Origin of the sequence: Pseudomonas sp. Leaf434, assembly GCF_001425545.1 — a bacterium.
Taxonomy (GTDB): Bacteria; Pseudomonadota; Gammaproteobacteria; order Pseudomonadales; family Pseudomonadaceae; genus Aquipseudomonas; species Aquipseudomonas siliginis.
Map to the genome: position 1 here is coordinate 466,913 of NZ_LMQZ01000007.1, position 19,360 is coordinate 486,272.

Annotated in this window: 12 protein-coding genes; 6 read left to right on the plus strand and 6 right to left on the minus strand. The window is 60.9% G+C overall.

The annotated features are described in order from the left end of the window. Entirely contained in the window at nucleotides 1-2,706 is a 2,706-nt protein-coding gene (locus tag ASG55_RS14140) for a hypothetical protein (protein WP_156388192.1), read from the minus strand. A 229-nt stretch (nucleotides 2,707-2,935) separates the two neighbouring features. Between ASG55_RS14140 and ASG55_RS14145 the strand changes: the two genes are divergently transcribed. The 4 genes from ASG55_RS14145 to ASG55_RS14160 all read left to right on the plus strand — a co-directional run bounded on the left by ASG55_RS14145 (nucleotide 2,936) and on the right by ASG55_RS14160 (nucleotide 12,436). Further along, nucleotides 2,936-5,239 (plus strand): YgiQ family radical SAM protein, encoded by a 2,304-nt coding sequence (locus tag ASG55_RS14145; protein WP_041480755.1) that lies wholly within the window; start codon nucleotides 2,936-2,938, stop codon nucleotides 5,237-5,239. A 456-nt stretch (nucleotides 5,240-5,695) separates the two neighbouring features. Continuing rightward, a complete protein-coding gene (locus ASG55_RS14150; RefSeq protein WP_056787566.1) occupies nucleotides 5,696-8,971 on the plus strand; it encodes a transglutaminase family protein in 3,276 nt (1,091 codons plus the stop codon). Nucleotides 8,972-9,059: 88 nt separating this feature from the next. Next, nucleotides 9,060-11,546, plus strand: a complete 2,487-nt coding sequence (locus tag ASG55_RS14155) for a circularly permuted type 2 ATP-grasp protein (protein WP_056787571.1) — start codon at nucleotides 9,060-9,062, stop codon at nucleotides 11,544-11,546. Continuing rightward, complete coding sequence (locus ASG55_RS14160) at nucleotides 11,546-12,436, plus strand: transglutaminase family protein (RefSeq protein ID WP_056787573.1); 891 nt, start codon at nucleotides 11,546-11,548, stop codon at nucleotides 12,434-12,436. Before ASG55_RS14155 ends, ASG55_RS14160 begins: the two co-directional genes overlap by 1 nt. Nucleotides 12,437-12,645: 209 nt before the next feature. Here the strand turns inward: ASG55_RS14160 and ASG55_RS14165 are convergent, their stop codons facing one another. Next, nucleotides 12,646-12,834 carry a hypothetical protein gene (locus ASG55_RS14165; RefSeq protein WP_016771927.1) on the minus strand — a complete coding sequence of 63 codons (189 nt, stop codon included), beginning with the start codon at nucleotides 12,832-12,834 and terminating at the stop codon, nucleotides 12,646-12,648. Nucleotides 12,835-12,902: 68 nt separating this feature from the next. Continuing rightward, complete coding sequence (locus ASG55_RS14170; protein WP_056787576.1) at nucleotides 12,903-13,490, minus strand: TIGR00730 family Rossman fold protein; 588 nt, start codon at nucleotides 13,488-13,490, stop codon at nucleotides 12,903-12,905. A 342-nt stretch (nucleotides 13,491-13,832) separates the two neighbouring features. Between ASG55_RS14170 and azu the strand changes: the two genes are divergently transcribed. Then, a complete protein-coding gene (azu, locus tag ASG55_RS14175) occupies nucleotides 13,833-14,276 on the plus strand; it encodes an azurin (protein WP_056787580.1) in 444 nt (147 codons plus the stop codon). Between the two features lie 124 nt (nucleotides 14,277-14,400). On the opposite strand, the gene nadE is transcribed toward azu, so the two are convergent. From nadE to ASG55_RS14190, 3 genes are all read right to left on the minus strand, one after another. Next, nucleotides 14,401-15,228, minus strand: coding sequence for an ammonia-dependent NAD(+) synthetase (nadE, locus tag ASG55_RS14180; RefSeq protein ID WP_056787583.1), 828 nt, complete (start codon nucleotides 15,226-15,228; stop codon nucleotides 14,401-14,403). A gap of 4 nt (nucleotides 15,229-15,232) precedes the next feature. Next, nucleotides 15,233-16,456: a nicotinate phosphoribosyltransferase gene (gene pncB / locus ASG55_RS14185; RefSeq protein ID WP_056787585.1), complete on the minus strand. Its 1,224-nt coding sequence runs from the start codon at nucleotides 16,454-16,456 to the stop codon at nucleotides 15,233-15,235. Nucleotides 16,457-16,670: 214 nt separating this feature from the next. Beyond that, a complete protein-coding gene (locus ASG55_RS14190) occupies nucleotides 16,671-17,570 on the minus strand; it encodes a LysR family transcriptional regulator (RefSeq protein WP_056787588.1) in 900 nt (299 codons plus the stop codon). A gap of 164 nt (nucleotides 17,571-17,734) precedes the next feature. Between ASG55_RS14190 and amaB the strand changes: the two genes are divergently transcribed. Continuing rightward, complete coding sequence (gene amaB, locus ASG55_RS14195; protein ID WP_056787591.1) at nucleotides 17,735-19,225, plus strand: L-piperidine-6-carboxylate dehydrogenase; 1,491 nt, start codon at nucleotides 17,735-17,737, stop codon at nucleotides 19,223-19,225. Nucleotides 19,226-19,360 lie beyond the last annotated feature (135 nt).

Sequence of the window (19,360 nt, forward strand, 5' to 3'; positions counted from 1 at the left end):
TTACATTCCTTGTAGTCGTTGCACGGTAGCTTCTTCAGCGGAAGCTGCCGGCCTGTTCGGCGTCATTGCCTGAGGCTGTGTCATCGGGTGAGCGGAGGCGGCGGCGAGGTCGAAGATTTTCTGCGCTGTGCGTCCATCGAGATATTCGCGCCAGACAGGTTGATGCGGCCGCTGCGCCAGTTCTTCCCTGCGCTGCGATTGAATACCCCTGCTGCTTTGTTCAAGGGTTTTCAGATGCGCGCCGCGCACGTTGAAATTCAAGTCCGGGGAATCCTGTCTCGCATAATGAAAATGTGCGTGCCAGAGGGGATCGTGGGTATGTGCATCGGTGACTAGATAGATGTCGAGATATTGCCGGTCCGAACCCTTGCCACGTTTCAATCGGCTCTCGATTTTCCGGGCGTTCACGTGGCCCTTGTCGATCAGGTACAGCAGTCGGTCGACGTTCAGAACATGCTTGTCCTTATAGATTCGCAGGCGGATGTTTTCGCCCTCATTGCGCAGACGTTCACTGGCGTCCTGCAGGCGCCGAATCAGCGCGGCGCTCTCATCATGGGCCAGTTCCGCCCGCTGCAACTGCAATACGGTGTCATCCATTGCCCCGGCGCTGCTTTCGAGCATCTCGACAATGTTGTCCGGATGGTTTCTTTGCCGTTCTTCGTGCAGGGCAGCGCGAACATGCGCGTCGACACGGTCAAGGTGCCGAGTGGCTTCGGCAACCAATGACGGCAAGCTCCTCTGCGGCGTTGTCCGCGGCGAACGCCATTCACCGCGTCCTCGGTCATAGGTCTGTGACGGCTGCCTGGGATTGTGGAGGTTGCGGACCTCAATCACCTCTTCGTTTTGCGCGGTGCGTCGAGACTCGCCGACATTGAGCTTGTAGACGCCGTTTTTCTTTGCCCGAAAGATGAGCTTGGGCGGCGGTTGGAGACCGCTTCTGTCCTGGGCCGGAATGAACTCGAAATCAATGTTCTGCTGGTCGAACGTCAGCACCGGACGGTCAGCCTGATGGAGAAACTGGTTCAAGCGGCCTACCAGCGTCTGCTCGAATATTTCGATTTCCGCAGTGATCTCCCTGCGTGAAGTGGCGTGCTGCTCCCCCGGTGCCAGATCAAGGCGTTCGAACCAGTGGCGGATGGCTGTGCATTCCTGGAACAGGTTATTCAATACGGCAGGGTGGGAAACCTCGGGAACTGCGCCAAGCGCTCCGTAAACAAAGGTCACCTGACCAAAGCGGGTGGCCAGTTCCGATGCCAGAGGGGCGTTGCCGGCCGATTGTGGGGTATCCAGCATCAGACTTTTGGTCAGGACCCAGGAGGCAACAACGTTATGGGTGTCCATTGGTGAAAGAACATCCGCGCTGAACTCGTCTGGAGAGACCCGCCATTTGTTCACCAGATTGTCGGCGATTTGCTGGCGCTCTTTCAGATGACTCAGCATCCTGCCCAGAACGTTGACTGTTCGCGGCAGCCGCTCCGGGTCGAGGTCGATCATCGGACCCTCCAGGGCGTGGCGCGTCAAGCCGCATTCGATCAGTTGCTGATAGGCGAGCATCTGTTTTTTTTGCAGCCTGATTATGTTGTTCAGGTAAGCGTCCTGCTTCATGAAGCGCTTGATCGAGGATTTTTGCTCCTCGTAGTATTTCAGCGCCTTTCCAAGGTGTTTCAGTTCTTTGTGGCAGTGAACCTCGCGATCAAGCAGCGCCATTGTTTCGCGTCGAACGGTTTGCGCATGCTCTCCCTGCGCGTTACTCGCCTCCAGCCAGGCGTTTATCAGCTGTTCACGTTTATCCTGATCCTGCTTGATCCGCTTGTTGATACCCTCGAGTGCGACTGTCACCTCCAGATGCAGCCATAAGTCTGAGGGTCGCGCCGCTGCGCCTCTCGGCATTCCGGCTACACCTGTCAAGGAGGTTCCGCGCCAGCCGGATTGAGCATTGAAAGTAATTGCTTCCGACCTGCCGGGACGTGATGCGACGTAAACGTTTGTCGCATCGGCGGCGATCGGATCTTCAGGGCGAACGATGCGCATCACCGCTCTGTGCGGTGTCGAGGCCTCGAGATCATGCAGAACCTGATAGGCGTAGCTCTCGATCTGCACATAGAGTTTGCCGTTGAAGCGCAACAGGCCATCGCCGTCCGGCTCGACCGTGCTGAAATCCAGATCGGTGCGAAACGCCTCCAGCCGGGTCGTGGACAAGGGGTAGGTGGAGGGCGCCGAGGTGTCGATGGGCTGCCAGAGACGGCTGTCGGTATCGAAGCGCAATAGCGGTCCCGACGCGTGCAATTCGCTGGGCAATTTTGCCCGGTAGAAACCGCTGGCCGAGTCCAGACTCACCTGTACGGTGCCACCCTCCGGTACCTGGACATACTGGCGTCCATTGAGCGTCGACATGCCTTCGGCATCGGCCGCCGGCAGCACAACCAGCGAAGTGATCCAGTAATCCTTCAAAGGGCGGTCGTGCACAAAGGCAACAGATTGCGCTACCGCCGCCGTTCTGACCGCCGCCCGCGCAGGCATGGGGATAATGTGGTTGAGCACGTGATCGATCGCTGTTGCGATCGTTGTCGTCGGGCGCGTGGGAATCCTGAGCCCCGACGTGCCATCGAAGGACAGGGGGAAACCAGGCCGGGTTAGCGAATAATCGGGTCGCGGATTATGGATCGAGACGGTAGTGATGCCTCTGATTGGCGGTTTGGGTGACATTGCCTGTCTTCCTTTACATTGAATGCCCCGTTACTCCCGGGGGAGTGCTGCGGGCGGGCGGCTTCCTTGCCGTTTTGGTGCGTCGTACGCTCAGCGAAAACTCGTGATGTGTCGCGGGCTGGCTGCGCGAGACCAGCTCGCAGAGAAACCGACCACCGTCGTCGGAATTGGTCAAAATTTGTGCTATATTCCGCGCCCGCGATTTTTCACTTCAACACCGGTCGTCGACATGCAAGCAGCCAAGCCGTTATTTGACTATCCAAAATATTGGGCCGAATGTTTCGGGCCAGCGCCATTCCTGCCGATGAGCAGGGAGGAGATGGATCAGCTCGGCTGGGATTCGTGCGACATCATCATTGTTACCGGTGATGCCTACGTCGATCATCCGTCGTTCGGCATGGCGATCATCGGCCGGCTGCTGGAGTCGCAAGGCTTCCGCGTCGGGATCATCGCGCAGCCGAACTGGCAGTCCAAAGACGACTTCATGAAGCTCGGCGAGCCGAACCTGTTCTTCGGCGTCGCGGCGGGCAACATGGACTCGATGATCAATCGTTACACCGCGGACAAGAAAATCCGTTCCGATGACGCGTATACGCCCGGCGGCATGGCCGGCAAGCGTCCGGATCGCGCCAGCCTGGTCTACAGCCAGCGCTGCAAGGAAGCCTACAAGCATGTGCCGATCGTGCTCGGCGGCATTGAAGCCTCGCTGCGCCGCATCGCCCACTACGACTATTGGCAGGATCGCGTGCGCAACTCGATCCTGATCGACGCCAGCGCCGACATTCTGCTGTACGGCAACGCCGAGCGGGCCATTGTCGAAGTTGCCCAGCGCCTGTCGTGGGGCCACAAGATCGAAGACATCACCGATGTGCGCGGCACCGCGTTCATCCGTCGCGACACGCCACAGGGCTGGTACGAAGTCGACTCCACGCGCATCGACCGTCCGGGCAAGGTCGACAAGATCATCAACCCGTACGTGAATACCCAGGACACCCAGGCCTGCGCCATCGAGCAGGAAAAAGGCCCGGTCGAAGATCCGCAGGAAGCCAAGGTCGTGCAGATCCTGGCCAGCCCGCGCATGACCCGTGACAAGACCGTGATTCGTCTGCCGTCGATGGAGAAGGTGCGCAACGACCCGGTTCTTTACGCCCACGCCAACCGCGTGTTGCACCTGGAAACCAACCCGGGCAACGCCCGTGCGCTGGTGCAGAAGCATGGCGAGCTCGATGTCTGGTTCAACCCGCCGCCGATTCCGATGACCACCGAAGAAATGGACTACGTGTTCGGCATGCCTTACGCCCGTGTGCCGCACCCGGCGTACGGCAAGGAGAAGATCCCGGCCTACGACATGATCCGTTTCTCGGTGAACATCATGCGTGGCTGCTTTGGTGGCTGCACCTTCTGCTCGATCACCGAGCACGAAGGCCGCATCATCCAGAACCGTTCCGAAGAGTCGATCATTCGCGAAATCGAAGAGATCCGCGACAAGGTGCCGGGTTTCACCGGCGTGATTTCCGACCTCGGCGGCCCGACTGCAAACATGTACCGCATCGCCTGCAAGAGCCCGGAAATCGAATCCGCCTGCCGCAAGCCTTCGTGCGTGTTCCCCGGTATCTGCCCGAACCTGAACACCGACCATTCGTCGCTGATTCAGCTGTATCGCAGCGCCCGTGCCCTGCCGGGTGTGAAGAAGATCCTGATCGCCTCCGGTTTGCGTTACGACCTCGCCGTCGAGTCGCCGGAATACGTCAAGGAGCTGGTGACTCACCATGTCGGCGGTTATCTGAAGATCGCCCCGGAGCACACCGAGGAAGGTCCGCTCAACCAGATGATGAAGCCGGGCATCGGCAGCTATGACAAGTTCAAGCGCATGTTCGAGAAGTACACCAAGGAAGCGGGCAAGGAGCAGTACCTGATTCCGTACTTCATCGCTGCCCACCCGGGCACCACCGACGAAGACATGATGAACCTTGCTTTGTGGCTCAAGGGCAATGGCTTCCGCGCCGATCAGGTGCAGGCGTTCTACCCGTCGCCGATGGCCACCGCCACGGCGATGTACCACTCGGGCAAGAACCCGCTGCGCAAGGTGACGTACAAGAGCGACGGCGTGACCATCGTCAAGAGCGAAGATCAGCGTCGTCTGCACAAGGCGTTCTTGCGTTATCACGACCCGAAAGGCTGGCCGATGCTGCGTGAAGCGCTGGTCCGCATGGGCCGCGCCGATCTGATCGGGCCGGGCAAGGATCAACTGATCCCGGCGCATCAGCCTGCCACCGACAGCTACCAGAGCGCCCGTCGCAAGAACTCGACGCCAGCCGGCAGCCACAAGGTCGCCAAAGAGAAGACCACCAAGATTCTCACTCAGCACACCGGTCTGCCGCCGCGTGCCAGTGATGGCGGTAATCCGTGGGACAAGCGTGAACAGGCCAAGGCTGCGGCATTCGCCCGCAACCAGCAGGCGGCCAAGGAGCGCAAGGATGCGGCCAAAGGCAAAGGGCCGAAGCCGACACGCAAGCCGGTCGTGCCGCGCTAAACACTGCTTGAGCTGAACAGAACGCCAACCTTCGGGTTGGCGTTTTGCTGATCGTTCCCACGCTCCGCGTGGGAATGCCTCTCGGGACGCTCCGCGTTCCAGCCGTTACTCGCAGTATTGTCGAACATGGTTGTGACGCGGAGCGTCACGGGCTGCATTCCCACGCAGAGCGTGGGAATGATCAAGTTGTTGCCGCTGGCCTCTTCGCGAGCAGGCTCGCTCCCACGGGGGAACGCATTCCAAATGTGGGAGCGAGCCTGCTCGCGAAAGCGTCCGATCAAACACCGCAAGAATCAGCGTCCGCAACATTTGCGTGCAACTGAGTCCAAGCATTTCCTCGCATCGCCCGGTTTTGGTGCTGTACTGCCTTGAGCATTTCGCGAAAGCGCGCAAGCCTGTGCATGGCATAAGTCTTGCGCGCTTTCCCATACGCCCAAGGCTCGCAGGAGGCACGCCGTGTCGATTCATGTCGCATTGCATCACGTCACGCATTATCGCTACGACCGCGCTGTCGAACTCGGCCCGCAGATCGTCCGCCTGCGCCCGGCGCCCCACAGCCGCACGCGAATTCTTTCCTATGCGCTGAAAGTCTCGCCCGAGCAGCATTTCATCAACTGGCAGCAGGACCCCCAGGGCAATTACCTGGCACGTCTGGTGTTCCCCGAAAAAACCGCAGAGCTGCGCATCGAAGTCGATCTGGTCGCGGAAATGGCGGTGTTCAATCCGTTCGACTTCTTCCTCGAACCGTACGCCGAGAGAATTCCGTTCAGCTACGCCGCCGATGAACGCAAGGAGCTGGCGCCGTACCTCGAAACCCTGCCGCTGACGCCAACGTTCAAGGCTTACCTGGACAGCATCGACCGCACGCCGCTGCCTGCGGTGGATTTTCTGGTGGCGCTCAATCAGCGCCTCAGTGAAGACATCGGCTACCTGATCCGCATGGAGCCCGGCGTGCAGACTCCTGAGCACACACTGCAACACGCCTCCGGTTCCTGCCGTGATTCGGCATGGTTGCTGGTGCAGATGTTGCGCAATCTCGGTCTGGCGGCACGGTTTGTTTCCGGTTACCTGATTCAACTGACCGCCGACGTGAAAAGCCTCGACGGCCCGTCCGGCACTGAAGTCGACTTCACCGACCTGCATGCCTGGTGCGAGGTGTATTTGCCGGGTGCCGGCTGGATTGGCCTTGATGCGACGTCCGGGCTGTTCGCCGGGGAAGGGCATATTCCGTTGGCCTGCAGTCCCGATCCGTCCTCGGCGGCGCCGATCAGTGGTCTGGTCGAACCTTGCGAGACACAGTTCAGCCATGAAATGTCGGTCGAGCGAATCTGGGAAGCGCCGCGCGTCACCAAGCCTTACACCGATGAACAGTGGCGGGCGATCCAGGCACTGGGCCGGCAGATCGATGCCGACCTGCTCGAAGGCGATGTGCGCCTGACCATGGGCGGCGAGCCGACCTTCGTCTCCATCGACGATCCGGACGGCGCCGAATGGAACACCGCCGCGCTGGGGCCGGACAAGCGCCGGCTGTCCGCCGAACTGTTTCAGCGCCTGCGCAAGCAATACGCACCACAGGGGCTGGTGCATTTCGGCCAGGGCAAGTGGTATCCCGGCGAGCAGTTGCCGCGCTGGTCGCTCAATTGTTACTGGCGCCGCGACGGTCAGCCGATCTGGCACAACGACGCATTGATCGCCGACGAACAGCAGGGCTATGGCGCCGACGGCGCACTGGCCGGACGCTTTCTCGCCAGCGTCGCCGAGCGGCTGAAGTTGCCTGCGCGCTTTGTGTTCCCGGCCTACGAGGATCATCTCTACTACCTGTGGCGCGAGGGTGCGTTGCCCGGCAACGTCAGCGCCGAAGATTCGCGTCTGGAAGAGCCATTGGAGCGCGCGCGATTGCGCAAGGTCTTCAGTCAGGGCCTGAACAAGGTGATCGGCCAGGTGCTGCCGCTGGCGCGCACGGCCAAGGGCGATCAATGGCAGAGCGGGCGCTGGTATCTGCGTGACGAGCACTGTCGCCTGGTGCCGGGGGATTCGCCGCTGGGTTACCGCTTGCCGCTGGCCTCGCAGCCGTGGGTGAAAGCGGCGGAATATCCGTTCATCCATCCCAACGATCCGAATCAGGACTTCGCTGAACTGCCGGATCCGGCGCAGCTCGGTGTGCACGGCGAACCTGCTGCGCTGGATGAGCGGGTGCCGAAAATCGATGAGTCCGCTGACTGGCTGACCCGAACCGCATTCTGCGCCGAGGCCCGCGAAGGCCGGCTGTATCTGTTCATGCCGCCGCTGGAGCGGGTCGAGGATTATCTGGAACTGGTCTCGGCCATTGAGGCCACCGCCGAAGAACTGCACTGCCCGGTGCTGCTGGAAGGCTATGAACCACCAAGTGATCCGCGCCTGAGCAACTTCCGTGTCACTCCGGACCCGGGCGTGATCGAGGTCAACGTGCAGCCATCGGCGACCTGGGACGAGTTGGTCGAGCGCACCGAGTTTCTCTATGAACAGGCACGGCAAACCCGCCTGACCACCGAGAAGTTCATGATCGACGGGCGCCACACCGGCACCGGCGGCGGCAATCATTTCGTCCTCGGCGGCGCGACACCAGCGGACTCACCGTTTCTGCGGCGGCCGGATCTGCTGCGCAGCCTGATCAGTTACTGGCACAACCATCCTTCGCTGTCGTACCTGTTTTCCGGGCTGTTCATTGGTCCGACGTCCCAGGCTCCACGGGTTGATGAGGCGCGCAATGACGCCTTGTACGAACTGGAAATCGCCTTTGCGCAAATGCCGGAACCGGGCGAGGAATGTGCACCGTGGCTGGTCGATCGACTGCTGCGCAATTTGCTGATCGACGTCACCGGCAATACCCATCGCGCCGAATTCTGCATCGACAAACTGTATTCACCGGACGGCGCCACCGGGCGTCTTGGCTTGCTGGAACTGCGCGCTTTTGAAATGCCGCCCCATGCTCGCATGAGTCTGGCTCAGCAGTTGTTGCTGCGGGCGCTGGTCGCGCGGTTCTGGCGCGAGCCTTATGCGCCGGCGAAACTGGCGCGCTGGGGCACCGAGCTGCACGACCGCTTTCTGCTGCCGCACTTTATCGAAGAGGATTTCGCCGACGTTATCGTCGAACTCAACAACGCTGGCTACCCGTTGCGCGCCGAGTGGTTCGCGGCGCATCTGGAATTTCGTTTTCCCAAGGTCGGCGACTACGCCGTCAATGGCATCGAGCTGGAGCTGCGTCAGGCGCTTGAACCCTGGCATGTGCTGGGCGAGGAGGGCTCGGCGGGCGGCACGGTGCGCTACGTCGATTCTTCGCTGGAGCGCTTGCAGGTCAAACTCAACGGCTTGCCGCCACAACGTTATCTGCTGACTTGCAATGGCGTCGCGGTACCGTTGCACTCGACTGGGCGGGTGGGTGAGTTTGTCGCTGGGGTGCGCTTTCGGGCCTGGCAACCAGCCAACTGTCTGCATCCGACCATAGCGGTGCACGCGCCGTTGGTATTCGACCTGCTCGATACCTGGATGGGGCGTTCGCTGGGCGGTTGCCAGTATCACGTGGCCCATCCCGGCGGGCGCAATTACGAAACCTTGCCGGTCAACGCCAATGAAGCGGAGAGCCGGCGCATGGCGCGGTTTTTCCGCCTCGGACACACGCCGGGGAAACTTCCCGTACCCAAAGTAGAAATCAATGACGAGCTACCGATGACCATCGATCTGCGCCGTTTCTAGAGCCTACGCAACACGCGGATTTTTCGTATATCCGCGTGTCATGTGCCTGCGTTAGTCTGACCGTTCCCTGCTGTCTGCCGAGCTTTCCATGCCTGACCTGCTAGACCGCTACCCGCTGACCGCGGGCACCTATCACGAACTGCTCGACGGCAGCGGCGCGGTGCGCTCGCATTGGCAGCGCCTGTTCGATCAGTTGCAGCGCAGCAGTCCGGCGCAACTGGTGCAGCGCCAAGCCTTGCTGGCGCGGCAGATTCAGGAAAACGGCGTCACCTACAACGTCTATGCCGATCCCAAGGGCGCTGACCGGCCGTGGGAGCTGGATCTGCTGCCCCATGTGATCGCGGCAGATGAATGGCAGCAATTGTCCGCCGGCATCGCTCAGCGTGCGCGCTTGCTCAATGCAGTGCTGGCGGATCTGTACGGTCCGCAGCGGTTGATCAGCGAAGGCCTGCTGCCCGCCGAGCTGGTATTCGGACACAACAATTTTCTCTGGCCCTGTCAGGGCATTGCCCCGCCCGAATCAGCCTTTTTGCATTTGTATGCCGTGGATCTGGCGCGCACACCGGATGGTCGCTGGTGGGTCACTGCCGATCGCACCCAGGCGCCATCCGGGGCCGGCTATGCGCTGGAAAACCGCACCATCGTCTCCCGCGCCTTTCCCGATTTGTACCGGGATCTTAAGGTCCAGCATCTGGCCGGTTTCTTCCGCACCTTGCAGGAAACTTTGGCCCGTCAGGCACCGGAGGGCGATGACGCACCGCTGGTGGTGCTGCTGACACCGGGGCGGTTCAATGAAAGTTATTTCGAACATCTGTATCTGGCGCGCCAGCTCGGCTATCCGCTGGTCGAGGGCGGCGATCTGACGGTGCGCAATGCCACCGTTTACTTGAAAACCCTCAGTGGCCTGCGCCGGGTGCACGCGATCATGCGCCGCCTCGACGATGATTTCTGCGACCCGCTGGAACTGCGTACCGACTCGGCGCTTGGCGTCCCCGGTCTGCTTGAGGCGGTGCGGCAGGGGCGGGTGCTGGTGGCTAATGCGCTCGGCAGCGGCGTGCTTGAATCGCCGGGCCTGCTGGGTTTTTTGCCGAAGATCAATCAGTACCTGTTCGGCGAGGAACTGATCCTGCCGTCGATCGCCACCTGGTGGTGCGGTGAAGCGCCGGTGCTGGCGCAGGCGCTGGAAAAACTTCCGGAGCTGTTGATCAAACCGGCGTTCCCGTCGCAGAGCTTCGCGCCTGTTTTCGGCCGTGATTTGAGTGAAAGCCAGCGCCTCGAGCTGGCGCAGCGTATGCAGGCACGGCCTTATGCCTACGTCGCGCAAGAGCTTGCGCAACTGTCGCAGGCGCCGGTGTGGCAAGCCGAAGACGGTCATCTGCAACCCCGCGCGATCGGCATGCGCATGTATGCGGTGGCCAGCCACGATGGCTACCGCGTGTTGCCGGGCGGTCTGACCCGAGTGGCGGCCAAGGCTGATGCCGAAGTGGTGTCGATGCAGCGCGGCGGGGCGAGCAAGGACACCTGGGTGCTCAGCGACCGTGCGCCGAGTGGCGAGCAGTGGAAGGCGCAGCGCAATGTCGGCGTGCACGATCTGGTGCGGCGCGATCCTTACCTGCCATCGCGGGTAGTGGAGAATCTGTTCTGGTTCGGCCGCTACTGCGAACGCTGCGACGACAGCGCGCGGCTGCTGCGCATCATGCTCACGCGTTACGTCGATGGCGATGATCCGCAGGCGCTGCAAGCAGCGGTCGATCTCGGCGAGCGGCTGGCCTTGCTGCCCGATGAAGGCGAACTGCCGGAGCGCCTGCTCGCTGCGTTGCTGGGCGAGGATTGGTCGTTCAGCCTGCGCTCCAACTTGCAACGCCTGCAATGGGCCGCCTCGCAAGTGCGCGGCAAGCTGTCCCGGGAGAACTGGCAGGCGCTGGTCGAATTGCAGCGCGAGGCGCTGGAGCTGGAAGTCGATGAACCGGACTTCGGCGAACTGCTGGATTTCCTCAACCGTCTGGTGATGTCGCTGGCGGCGCTGTCGGGGTTTGCGCTGGATGACATGACCCGCGATGAAGGCTGGCGCTTTCTGATGATTGGCCGGCGCATCGAACGCCTGCAATTTCTCAGCAGCAGTCTGGCGGCGTTTCTGCGCGGCGCGGGTGCGTTCGATCAGGCGGGGCTGGAGTGGTTGCTGGAGTTGGGTAACAGCAGCATCACCTACCGCTCACGCTATCTGGCGGTGGCGCAATTGATTCCGGTGCTCGATCTGCTGTTGCTGGATGAGCAGAACCCCCACGCGGTGCTGTTTCAGCTGAAACTGGTCACCCGCACGCTGAAACGCTTGAACGACGACTTCGGCGCACCTCGCGAAACCGCGCTGCCGCAGCTGGTCGAACGCCTCTCGCGGTTTGATCTCGGTTGTCTGGAGAACCCGCTGTTCGGCAAATCCAGCGTACGTGCCGCGCTGGATGGTCTGGCCGATCTGTTGCAGGAAATTGCCGAAGCCAGCGGCCAGGTATCGGATCGTCTGGCCCTGCGCCATTTCGCCCATGTCGATGATGTCAGCCAGCGAACGGTGTCCGTGTGATGAGCGCTCAGTACCAGATCTTTCACGACACCTGTTATCACTACGACAGCCCGGTCTCCCTCGCGCAGCAACTGGCGCACCTGTGGCCGCGCGAATGCAGCTGGCAGCGCTGCACCGAGCAGCAGTTGCTGATCAGCCCCGAACCGACCATGCGCCGGGATGAGCTGGATGTTTTCGGCAATCCGCTGACGCGGTTGGCCTTTGAGCGGCCCCATGACCAATTGCAGGTCAACGCCCGGCTGACGGTCGAAGTGCTGGCGCGACCGGCGCTGGATTTCAATCAGTCGCCGGCGTGGGAGCAGACCCGCGATGCGCTGACCTACAGCAGTCAGCCGTTGTCCGCCGACTTGCTCGAAGCCTGTCGCTACCGGTTCCAGTCACCTTATGTGCATTTGAAGCGCAGCTTCGTCGAGTTCTCGCAAAGCTGTTTTCCGCCAGGGCGACCGTTGCTGCTCGGCGTGCAGGCGCTGATGCAGAAGATCTTCAGCGAATTCACCTTCGATGCCGAAGCCACCCAGGTGGCGACGCCGCTGGTGGAAGTGCTGGAGCGTCGACGCGGCGTGTGTCAGGACTTCGCTCATCTGATGCTGGCCTGTGTGCGCTCGCGCGGTCTGGCGGCGCGTTATGTCAGCGGCTACCTGCTGACCCAGCCGCCGCCGGGACAGCCACGCCTGATCGGCGCCGACGCCTCGCATGCGTGGGTATCGGTGTTCTGTCCGGTATCGGGCTGGGTGGATTTCGATCCGACCAATAATGTGCAGCCGGCGCTGGAACACATCACGTTGGCGTGGGGGAGGGATTTCTCCGATGTGTCGCCGTTGCGGGGGGTGATTCTCGGTGGCGGTAATCACGACCCGGAAGTGCGGGTTACGGTGATGCCTCAGAATTGATGAGTCTTCAAATGTGGGAGCGAGCCTGCTCGCGAAAGCGTCAGGTCAGCCAATAGATTTGTAACAGATATATCGCATTCGCGAGCAGGCTCGCTCCCACAGGGGATTTTGGTGTTTCAGGGAAAGCAGGGCTGTGAGGGCCGGCAGCAGAACTGCCAGCCCCGTCACAAATCCGCAGGGTCTGATTCGATCATCAAACCCGGTGGGGCTCAGGCGTCGGGCGTCTGATCTTTCGGTGCATCGGATGCATCAACATCATCATCGGTCGCCACTTCACCGTCAGGGTTCAGTGCCGCTTCTTCAGCGGTTTGCTTCTTGCGCTGAAGCTTTTCCTCTTTCTTCTGTTCCTTTGCCAGGTCTCGTTGACGTTTGGCGAAGGAGTAATTGGGTTTGGCCATGGGCGATCCTCTGGGGTCGAAGGTGAGGTTGAGCGGCGCGTATTCTGCCCTGTATCGGTGTCCGGGGGTTAACCGGGTTTTTGGTCGACCCACTTGGGCGTGACGGTCGGCTGCCACTGATCGAGGGCGTCGAGCAGGGAATCTGGCGATTCGCTCACTTGCAGCATGTCACGGTGTGGCGCGCGAACGAAGCCTTCGCCGACGATATGATCGAGAAAAGCCGTGAGTTTGCTGTATAAACCGTTCACTTCCAGCAGCCCCAAAGGCTTGCCGTGGTAGCCGAGCTGGCCCCAGGTCCAGACTTCGAACAGCTCTTCCAGCGTGCCAAGGCCGCCGGGCAGGGCGATGAATGCATCGCTGAGTTCGGCCATCCGCGCCTTGCGCGCATGCATGCCGTCGACCACTTCCAGGCGCGTCAGGCTCTTGTGGCCGATCTCCTTGTCCATCAGGCTTTGCGGAATGATGCCGATCACTTCGCCGCCAGCGGCCAGCGCGGCATCAGCCACAATGCCCATCAAGCCGACCGCGCCGCCGCCGTAGACCAGCGTCAGATTTCGCTCGGCCAATGCCCGGCCAAGGGCCACGGCAGCCTCAGTGTAGGCCGGCACGGTACCGGCATTGGCACCGCAAAACACACAAACGGATTTCAGCGACATGCGTTACTCCTGAGTCGATCAGGCGCACAGGGTAACGGCTGGCACGCTGCGCTCCAAGGACTAGACTTCGCGTTCGGGTGATTCAAAAGTACCGCTGGCGCCACAGGCGTAGGCGGCGAGCAAGCTGCACAACAGACCGTTAAAGAACATGACTTGCACTCCGTTTCAGTAGGTGGGCCGATCATAGGGTTGGCCGTACAAAATGGCCGTTAGATTGTGTCGATGAGTGTCATAGCCTGAAAGTTGTATACAATTTTTGACTCAAGTCATATGAACTTGCGATGATTTCAGGCAGTCTTTCCACCACTAGTGTTTTTGTTAACCCTGCCTTGGAGATTCACCATGTTTTCCAAAGTTGTTGCGGTATCCCTGCTGGCGCTGGCCAGCAGCCAATTGATGGCTGCCGAGTGCAAAACCACCGTTGATTCCACCGATCAGATGACCTTCAACACCAAGGAAATCGTGATCGACAAGAGCTGCAAGACCTTCACCGTCGAACTGACCCACTCCGGCAGCCTGCCGAAGACCGTCATGGGCCATAACCTGGTGATCAGCAAAGAAGCTGACATGCAGCCAATCGCTACCGACGGCCTGGCAGCCGGTATCGACAAGAACTACCTGAAAGATGGCGACGCCCGCATCATCGCCCACACCAAGATCATCGGCGCCAAGGAAACCGATTCGGTGACCTTTGATGTGGCCAAGGTGGCTGACGGTAGCTACGGCTTCTTCTGCTCGTTCCCTGGGCACATCTCGATGATGAAAGGCACTATCGTCGTCAAGTAATCAGGGCCAATGTGGGAGCGAGCCTGCTCGCGAAGAGGCCATCTGCTTCACCGAAAGACTGATGGCCAAAGAAAAAGCCCGCTTAGGATCACTCCTCAGCGGGCTTTTTCATGCCTTTGAAAAATCAAGGCGCAAACGGCATGACCCGCTTGTGATGAGTCTTGTTGTACGTGTCGACAATGATCTTCGCCGCCTCGTCCCGCACCGCTTCACCGTGCAGAAACGCATCGATCTCGGCATAGGTCACGCCGTGCGCCGCTTCGTCCGGTTTGCCTGGCGAAAGATCTTCGAGGTCGGCGGTCGGGACTTTTTCGACCAGCGATTCCGGCGCGCCAAAGCTGCGGGCAATCGCACGCACCTGATTTTTCACCAGGCCGCTGAGCGGGGCGAGGTCGCAGGCGCCATCGCCGAATTTGGTGAAGAAGCCCATCACCGCTTCTGCCGCATGGTCGGTGCCAATCACCAGACCGCCCGCCACTCCGGCAATCGTGTACTGCGCCACCATGCGCATCCGCGCCTTGGTATTACCCAGCACGAAGTCCACCGACGCCGCCGGTTTGCCTTCGAACGCCGACACCTGAGCTGCCAGCGCCTTGACCGCCGGGCCGATGTTCACGGTGTGGATTTCGTCAGGGGCGATGCAGTCGAGCGAGGCCTTGGCGTCGTGCTCGTCGAACTGGGTTTCATACGGCAGGCGCACGGCGATGAATTTGTAGCGGTCGTCGCCGGTTTTTTCGCGCAGTTCACGTACCGCGCGCTGGGCCAGGAGGCCGGCGGTCAGTGAGTCGACGCCGCCGCTGATGCCCAGCACCAGGGTCTTGAGCCCGGAATTGACCAGACATTCCTGGATGAACGTCAGGCGCCGGGCGACTTCGGCCTGCAGGGCCTGATCGTCGGCGAACGGTGGTTGCACCTTGAGCTGCTCAGCAATCTCACGCTGTACGGCTTGCATGAATTCACTCCTTGTTAGATAGACTGGATTCGGCAGGAACCTTGAACACATGTCGCAAATAGGCGACGAAATTCGGATCTTTGCAGTGGGTCTTGCCAGGCTCGTCGGAGATCTTCGCCACCGGCTGGCCGTTGCAGGCGGTCATTTTAAGCACGATGCTCATCGGTTCGACACCCGGGATATCACAAGTGAGGTTGGTACCGATGCCGAAGCTCACATTGATGCGACCGTGCAGCGCGCGGAAAATCTCCAGCGATTTGGGCAGGGTCAGACTGTCGGAAAACACCAGGGTCTTGCTCATCGGGTCGATGCCGAGCTTGTGGTAGTGCGCGATGCACTTTTCACCCCACGCTACCGGGTCCCCGGAATCGTGGCGCAGACCGTCGAAGAGCTTGGCAAAGAACAGATCGAAATCGCCAAGAAACGCATCGGTGGTAATGCAGTCGGTGAGGGCGATACCGAGCAGGCCACGGTATTCGCGAACCCAGCAATCGAGCGCGGCGATCTGGCTGTCGATCAGGCGCGGGCCGAGTTGCTGATGGGCCATGATCCACTCGTGGGCCATGGTGCCCAGCGGTTTCATGTCCAGCTCGCGGGACAGATGCACGTTGCTGGTACCGACGAAACGCCCGGGAAAATCATGCTTGAGCACGTTGACCACTTCGGCCTGCACGCCAAAGGAAAAGCGCCGGCGCGTGCCGAAATCGGCGACCTGCAATTGCGACAGCTCATCGGCCGAAGCATTGGCGGTCAGCCAGTCGAACTTGCGATACAGCTGTTCGCGTGCCTGCTCCAGCGAAGTCTCCCGGTAGCGATAGCGATTGCGCACTTCGCTGACGATCGCCAGCAGCGGCACTTCGTAGAGGATCACATGCAGCCACGGCCCGCGCAGGCGGATGAACAACTCTCCGTTCTCGATGCCGGTGTGCAGGTAGCGCAGGTTGAAGCGGAACAGGCCGAGGAAGCGCAGAAAATCTGGTTTCAGAAAACTGATGCGCTCAAGGAAACTCAACTGATCGGCACTCAGGCTCAGCTCGGCCAGACGCTCGATCTGGTGGCGGATCTCGGCCAGATACGGACGCAGATCCTCGGCGTTGCGGCAGCGGAACTCCCATTCGACTTCGACGTTGGGGTAGTTGTGCAGCACCGCCTGCATCATCGTCAGCTTGTAGAAGTCGGTGTCGAGCAGGTTCTGCACGATGCGATCGGCAAACACACTCTCGCTCATAAACGGGTCTCCAGTTGCGCCGCGCCTGGCGCGGTCTATATCGATGGCGCTAGTGGCGCATATCGGCGGTGGGGATTGCCAGCATTTTTTCAGAGCGCCGCAGATCCACTGTGGGAGCGAGCCTGCTCGCGAATGCGGTGTGTCAGTTAAAGATGATGTGGCTGACCCGACGCTTTCGCGAGCAGGCTCGCTCCCACAGGGATCCCGGTTGACCTCACACCGGGGTATCGATTTGTTCAAGCATCCATTTCACAAAATCCCGCACCTTCGGCACTTCCGCCGCGTGCTCCGGGTAGGCCAGGTAATAGGCATCGCTGCTGGGCATCGCATGCTGCCAGGGTATGACCAGTTTGCCTTCGGCCAATTCCTCTTCCACCAGAAACCGCGGCAGCAGCGCCACGCCACAGCCGACCTGGGCGGCGCGGATGCACATGTAAAAGGTTTCGAAACGCGGCCCGTGGTAGCTGTGTTCGGTGTGGTAGCCCTGACTGTCGAACCAGTCGTGCCAGGCCTGCGGTCGCGAGGCATTTTGCAGCAGTACCAGGTCGGTGAGTTGCGTCGGGTCAGTGAATGGCGTGTCCGGCAGGCTGCCCGGGGCGCAGACCGGCACCAGTTGTTCGCCGAACAATTTCAGGCATTCGGTGCCCGGACGCGAAGCCTGGCCGAAATAGAAGGCTAGATCGCTGCGCCCCTGCAACAGATCGTCGGCTTCCTGCTCGTTACACAGATCCAGATGAATCGACGGATGGCGCAGGCGCCAGCCTTTCAGGCGCGGCACCAGCCAACGGGCGCCGAAGGTGGAAGGGGTAGAGACTCGCAGGACTTCGGTCTCGCCGCCGTAGGAACGCAGGTAATGCGTCGACATCTCCACTTGGCTGAGGATTTTTCTGACCTCGACCAGATACAAATCCCCGGCCGGCGTCATCTGCAAGCGCCGACGCACGCGGCGGAACAGCAAGTGCTGCAACAGTTCTTCAAGCTGTGCGACCTGTTTGCTCACCGCACTCTGGGTCAGGTTCAGCTCTTCGGCGGCGCGGGTAAAACTCAGGTGCCGGGTCACGGCCTCGAAGCATTGCAGCGCGGTGATCGAGGGCAAGTGGCGTCTGTTCAGCATGGCCAGTCCTTTTTCTTGTCTTTCGCTAGGCAGCATGAATAAACGGAATGATATCTGGCGTAAAGGTCGTTTGTTGCATCGCCGCAGTGAGGCTACAACTAAAGGCCTGCCCGGCCATGCAAAGGATGGCCGCACACATTCTGTTTTTGCTTGAGGAGAGACCGATGGTAGCCGCATTGCTTGATCGTCTGGGAGTCAACCCGGCCCTGTACCAGAACGGCAAGGTGCCGGTGCATTCGCCCATCGATGGCGGTGAAATTGCCTCGGTGAACTGGGAGGGCGCTGCCGAAGTCGAGCAACACATCAGTCGCGCAGATCATGCATTCGAGCAATGGCGCAAGGTGCCGGCACCGCGTCGCGGTGAGCTGGTGCGTCAGTTCGGCGAAGTGTTGCGCGAGTACAAGGCCGATCTCGGCGAGCTGGTGTCGTGGGAGGCTGGCAAGATCACTCAGGAAGGCCTGGGTGAAGTACAGGAGATGATCGACATCTGCGATTTCGCCGTTGGCCTGTCGCGCCAGTTGTACGGTCTGACCATCGCCTCCGAGCGCCCGGGCCACCATATGCGTGAAACCTGGCATCCGCTCGGCGTGGTCGGCGTCATCAGCGCGTTCAACTTCCCGGTCGCAGTGTGGGCGTGGAACACCACCCTGGCGCTGGTCTGCGGCAACCCGGTGGTGTGGAAGCCATCAGAGAAAACCCCGCTGACCGCGCTGGCCTGTCAGGCGCTGTTTGATCGCGTAGTGAAGAATTTCAGCGATGCCCCGGCGAGCCTGTGCCAGGTGGTGATCGGCGGTCGCGATGCCGGCGAAGCGCTGGTCGATGATCCGCGTGTTGCGCTGATCAGCGCCACCGGCAGCACGCGCATGGGCCGCGAAGTGGCGCCGAAAGTCGCCGCGCGTTTCGCCCGCAGCATTCTTGAACTGGGTGGCAACAACGCGATGATCCTCGGCCCGAGCGCCGATCTGGACATGGCAGTGCGCGCGATTCTGTTCAGCGCCGTCGGCACCGCTGGGCAACGCTGCACGACTTTGCGCCGTCTGATTGCCCATGAGTCGGTCAAGGAAGAAATCGTCACCCGCCTCAAGGCTGCCTATTCGAAAGTACGCATCGGCCATCCGCTGCAAGGCAATCTGGTCGGCCCGCTGATCGACAAGCACAGCTTCGAAAACATGCAGGATGCGCTGGAACAGGCGCTGAGCGAAGGCGGCCGGGTGTTCGGTGGCAAGCGCCAACTGGAAGAGCAATTCCCCAATGCTTATTACGTGTCGCCGGCCATCGTGGAAATGCCCGAGCAGAGCGATGTGGTCTGCAGCGAAACCTTCGCGCCGATTCTCTACGTGGTCGGCTACAGCGATTTCGAGGAAGCGCTGCGCCTGAACAATGCCGTGCCGCAAGGCCTGTCATCGTGCATTTTCACCACCGACGTGCGTGAGGCCGAGCGGTTCATGTCGGCGGTCGGCAGTGACTGCGGCATCGCCAACGTCAACATCGGCCCGAGCGGCGCGGAAATCGGCGGCGCGTTTGGTGGCGAGAAAGAAACCGGCGGCGGCCGTGAGTCCGGCTCCGATGCCTGGCGCGCGTACATGCGGCGGCAGACCAATACCGTCAACTATTCGCTGGAATTGCCGTTGGCGCAGGGCATTACATTCGACTGACAGGTGGAGATCCTCTGTAGGAGTGAGCACTGTGGCGAGGGGATTTATCCCCGTTCGGCTGCGAAGCAGTCGTCGCTTTTGAAATTTTGGAGCCGCTCCGCGACCCAGCGGGGCGGTGCGACGTTTCGCTAAATC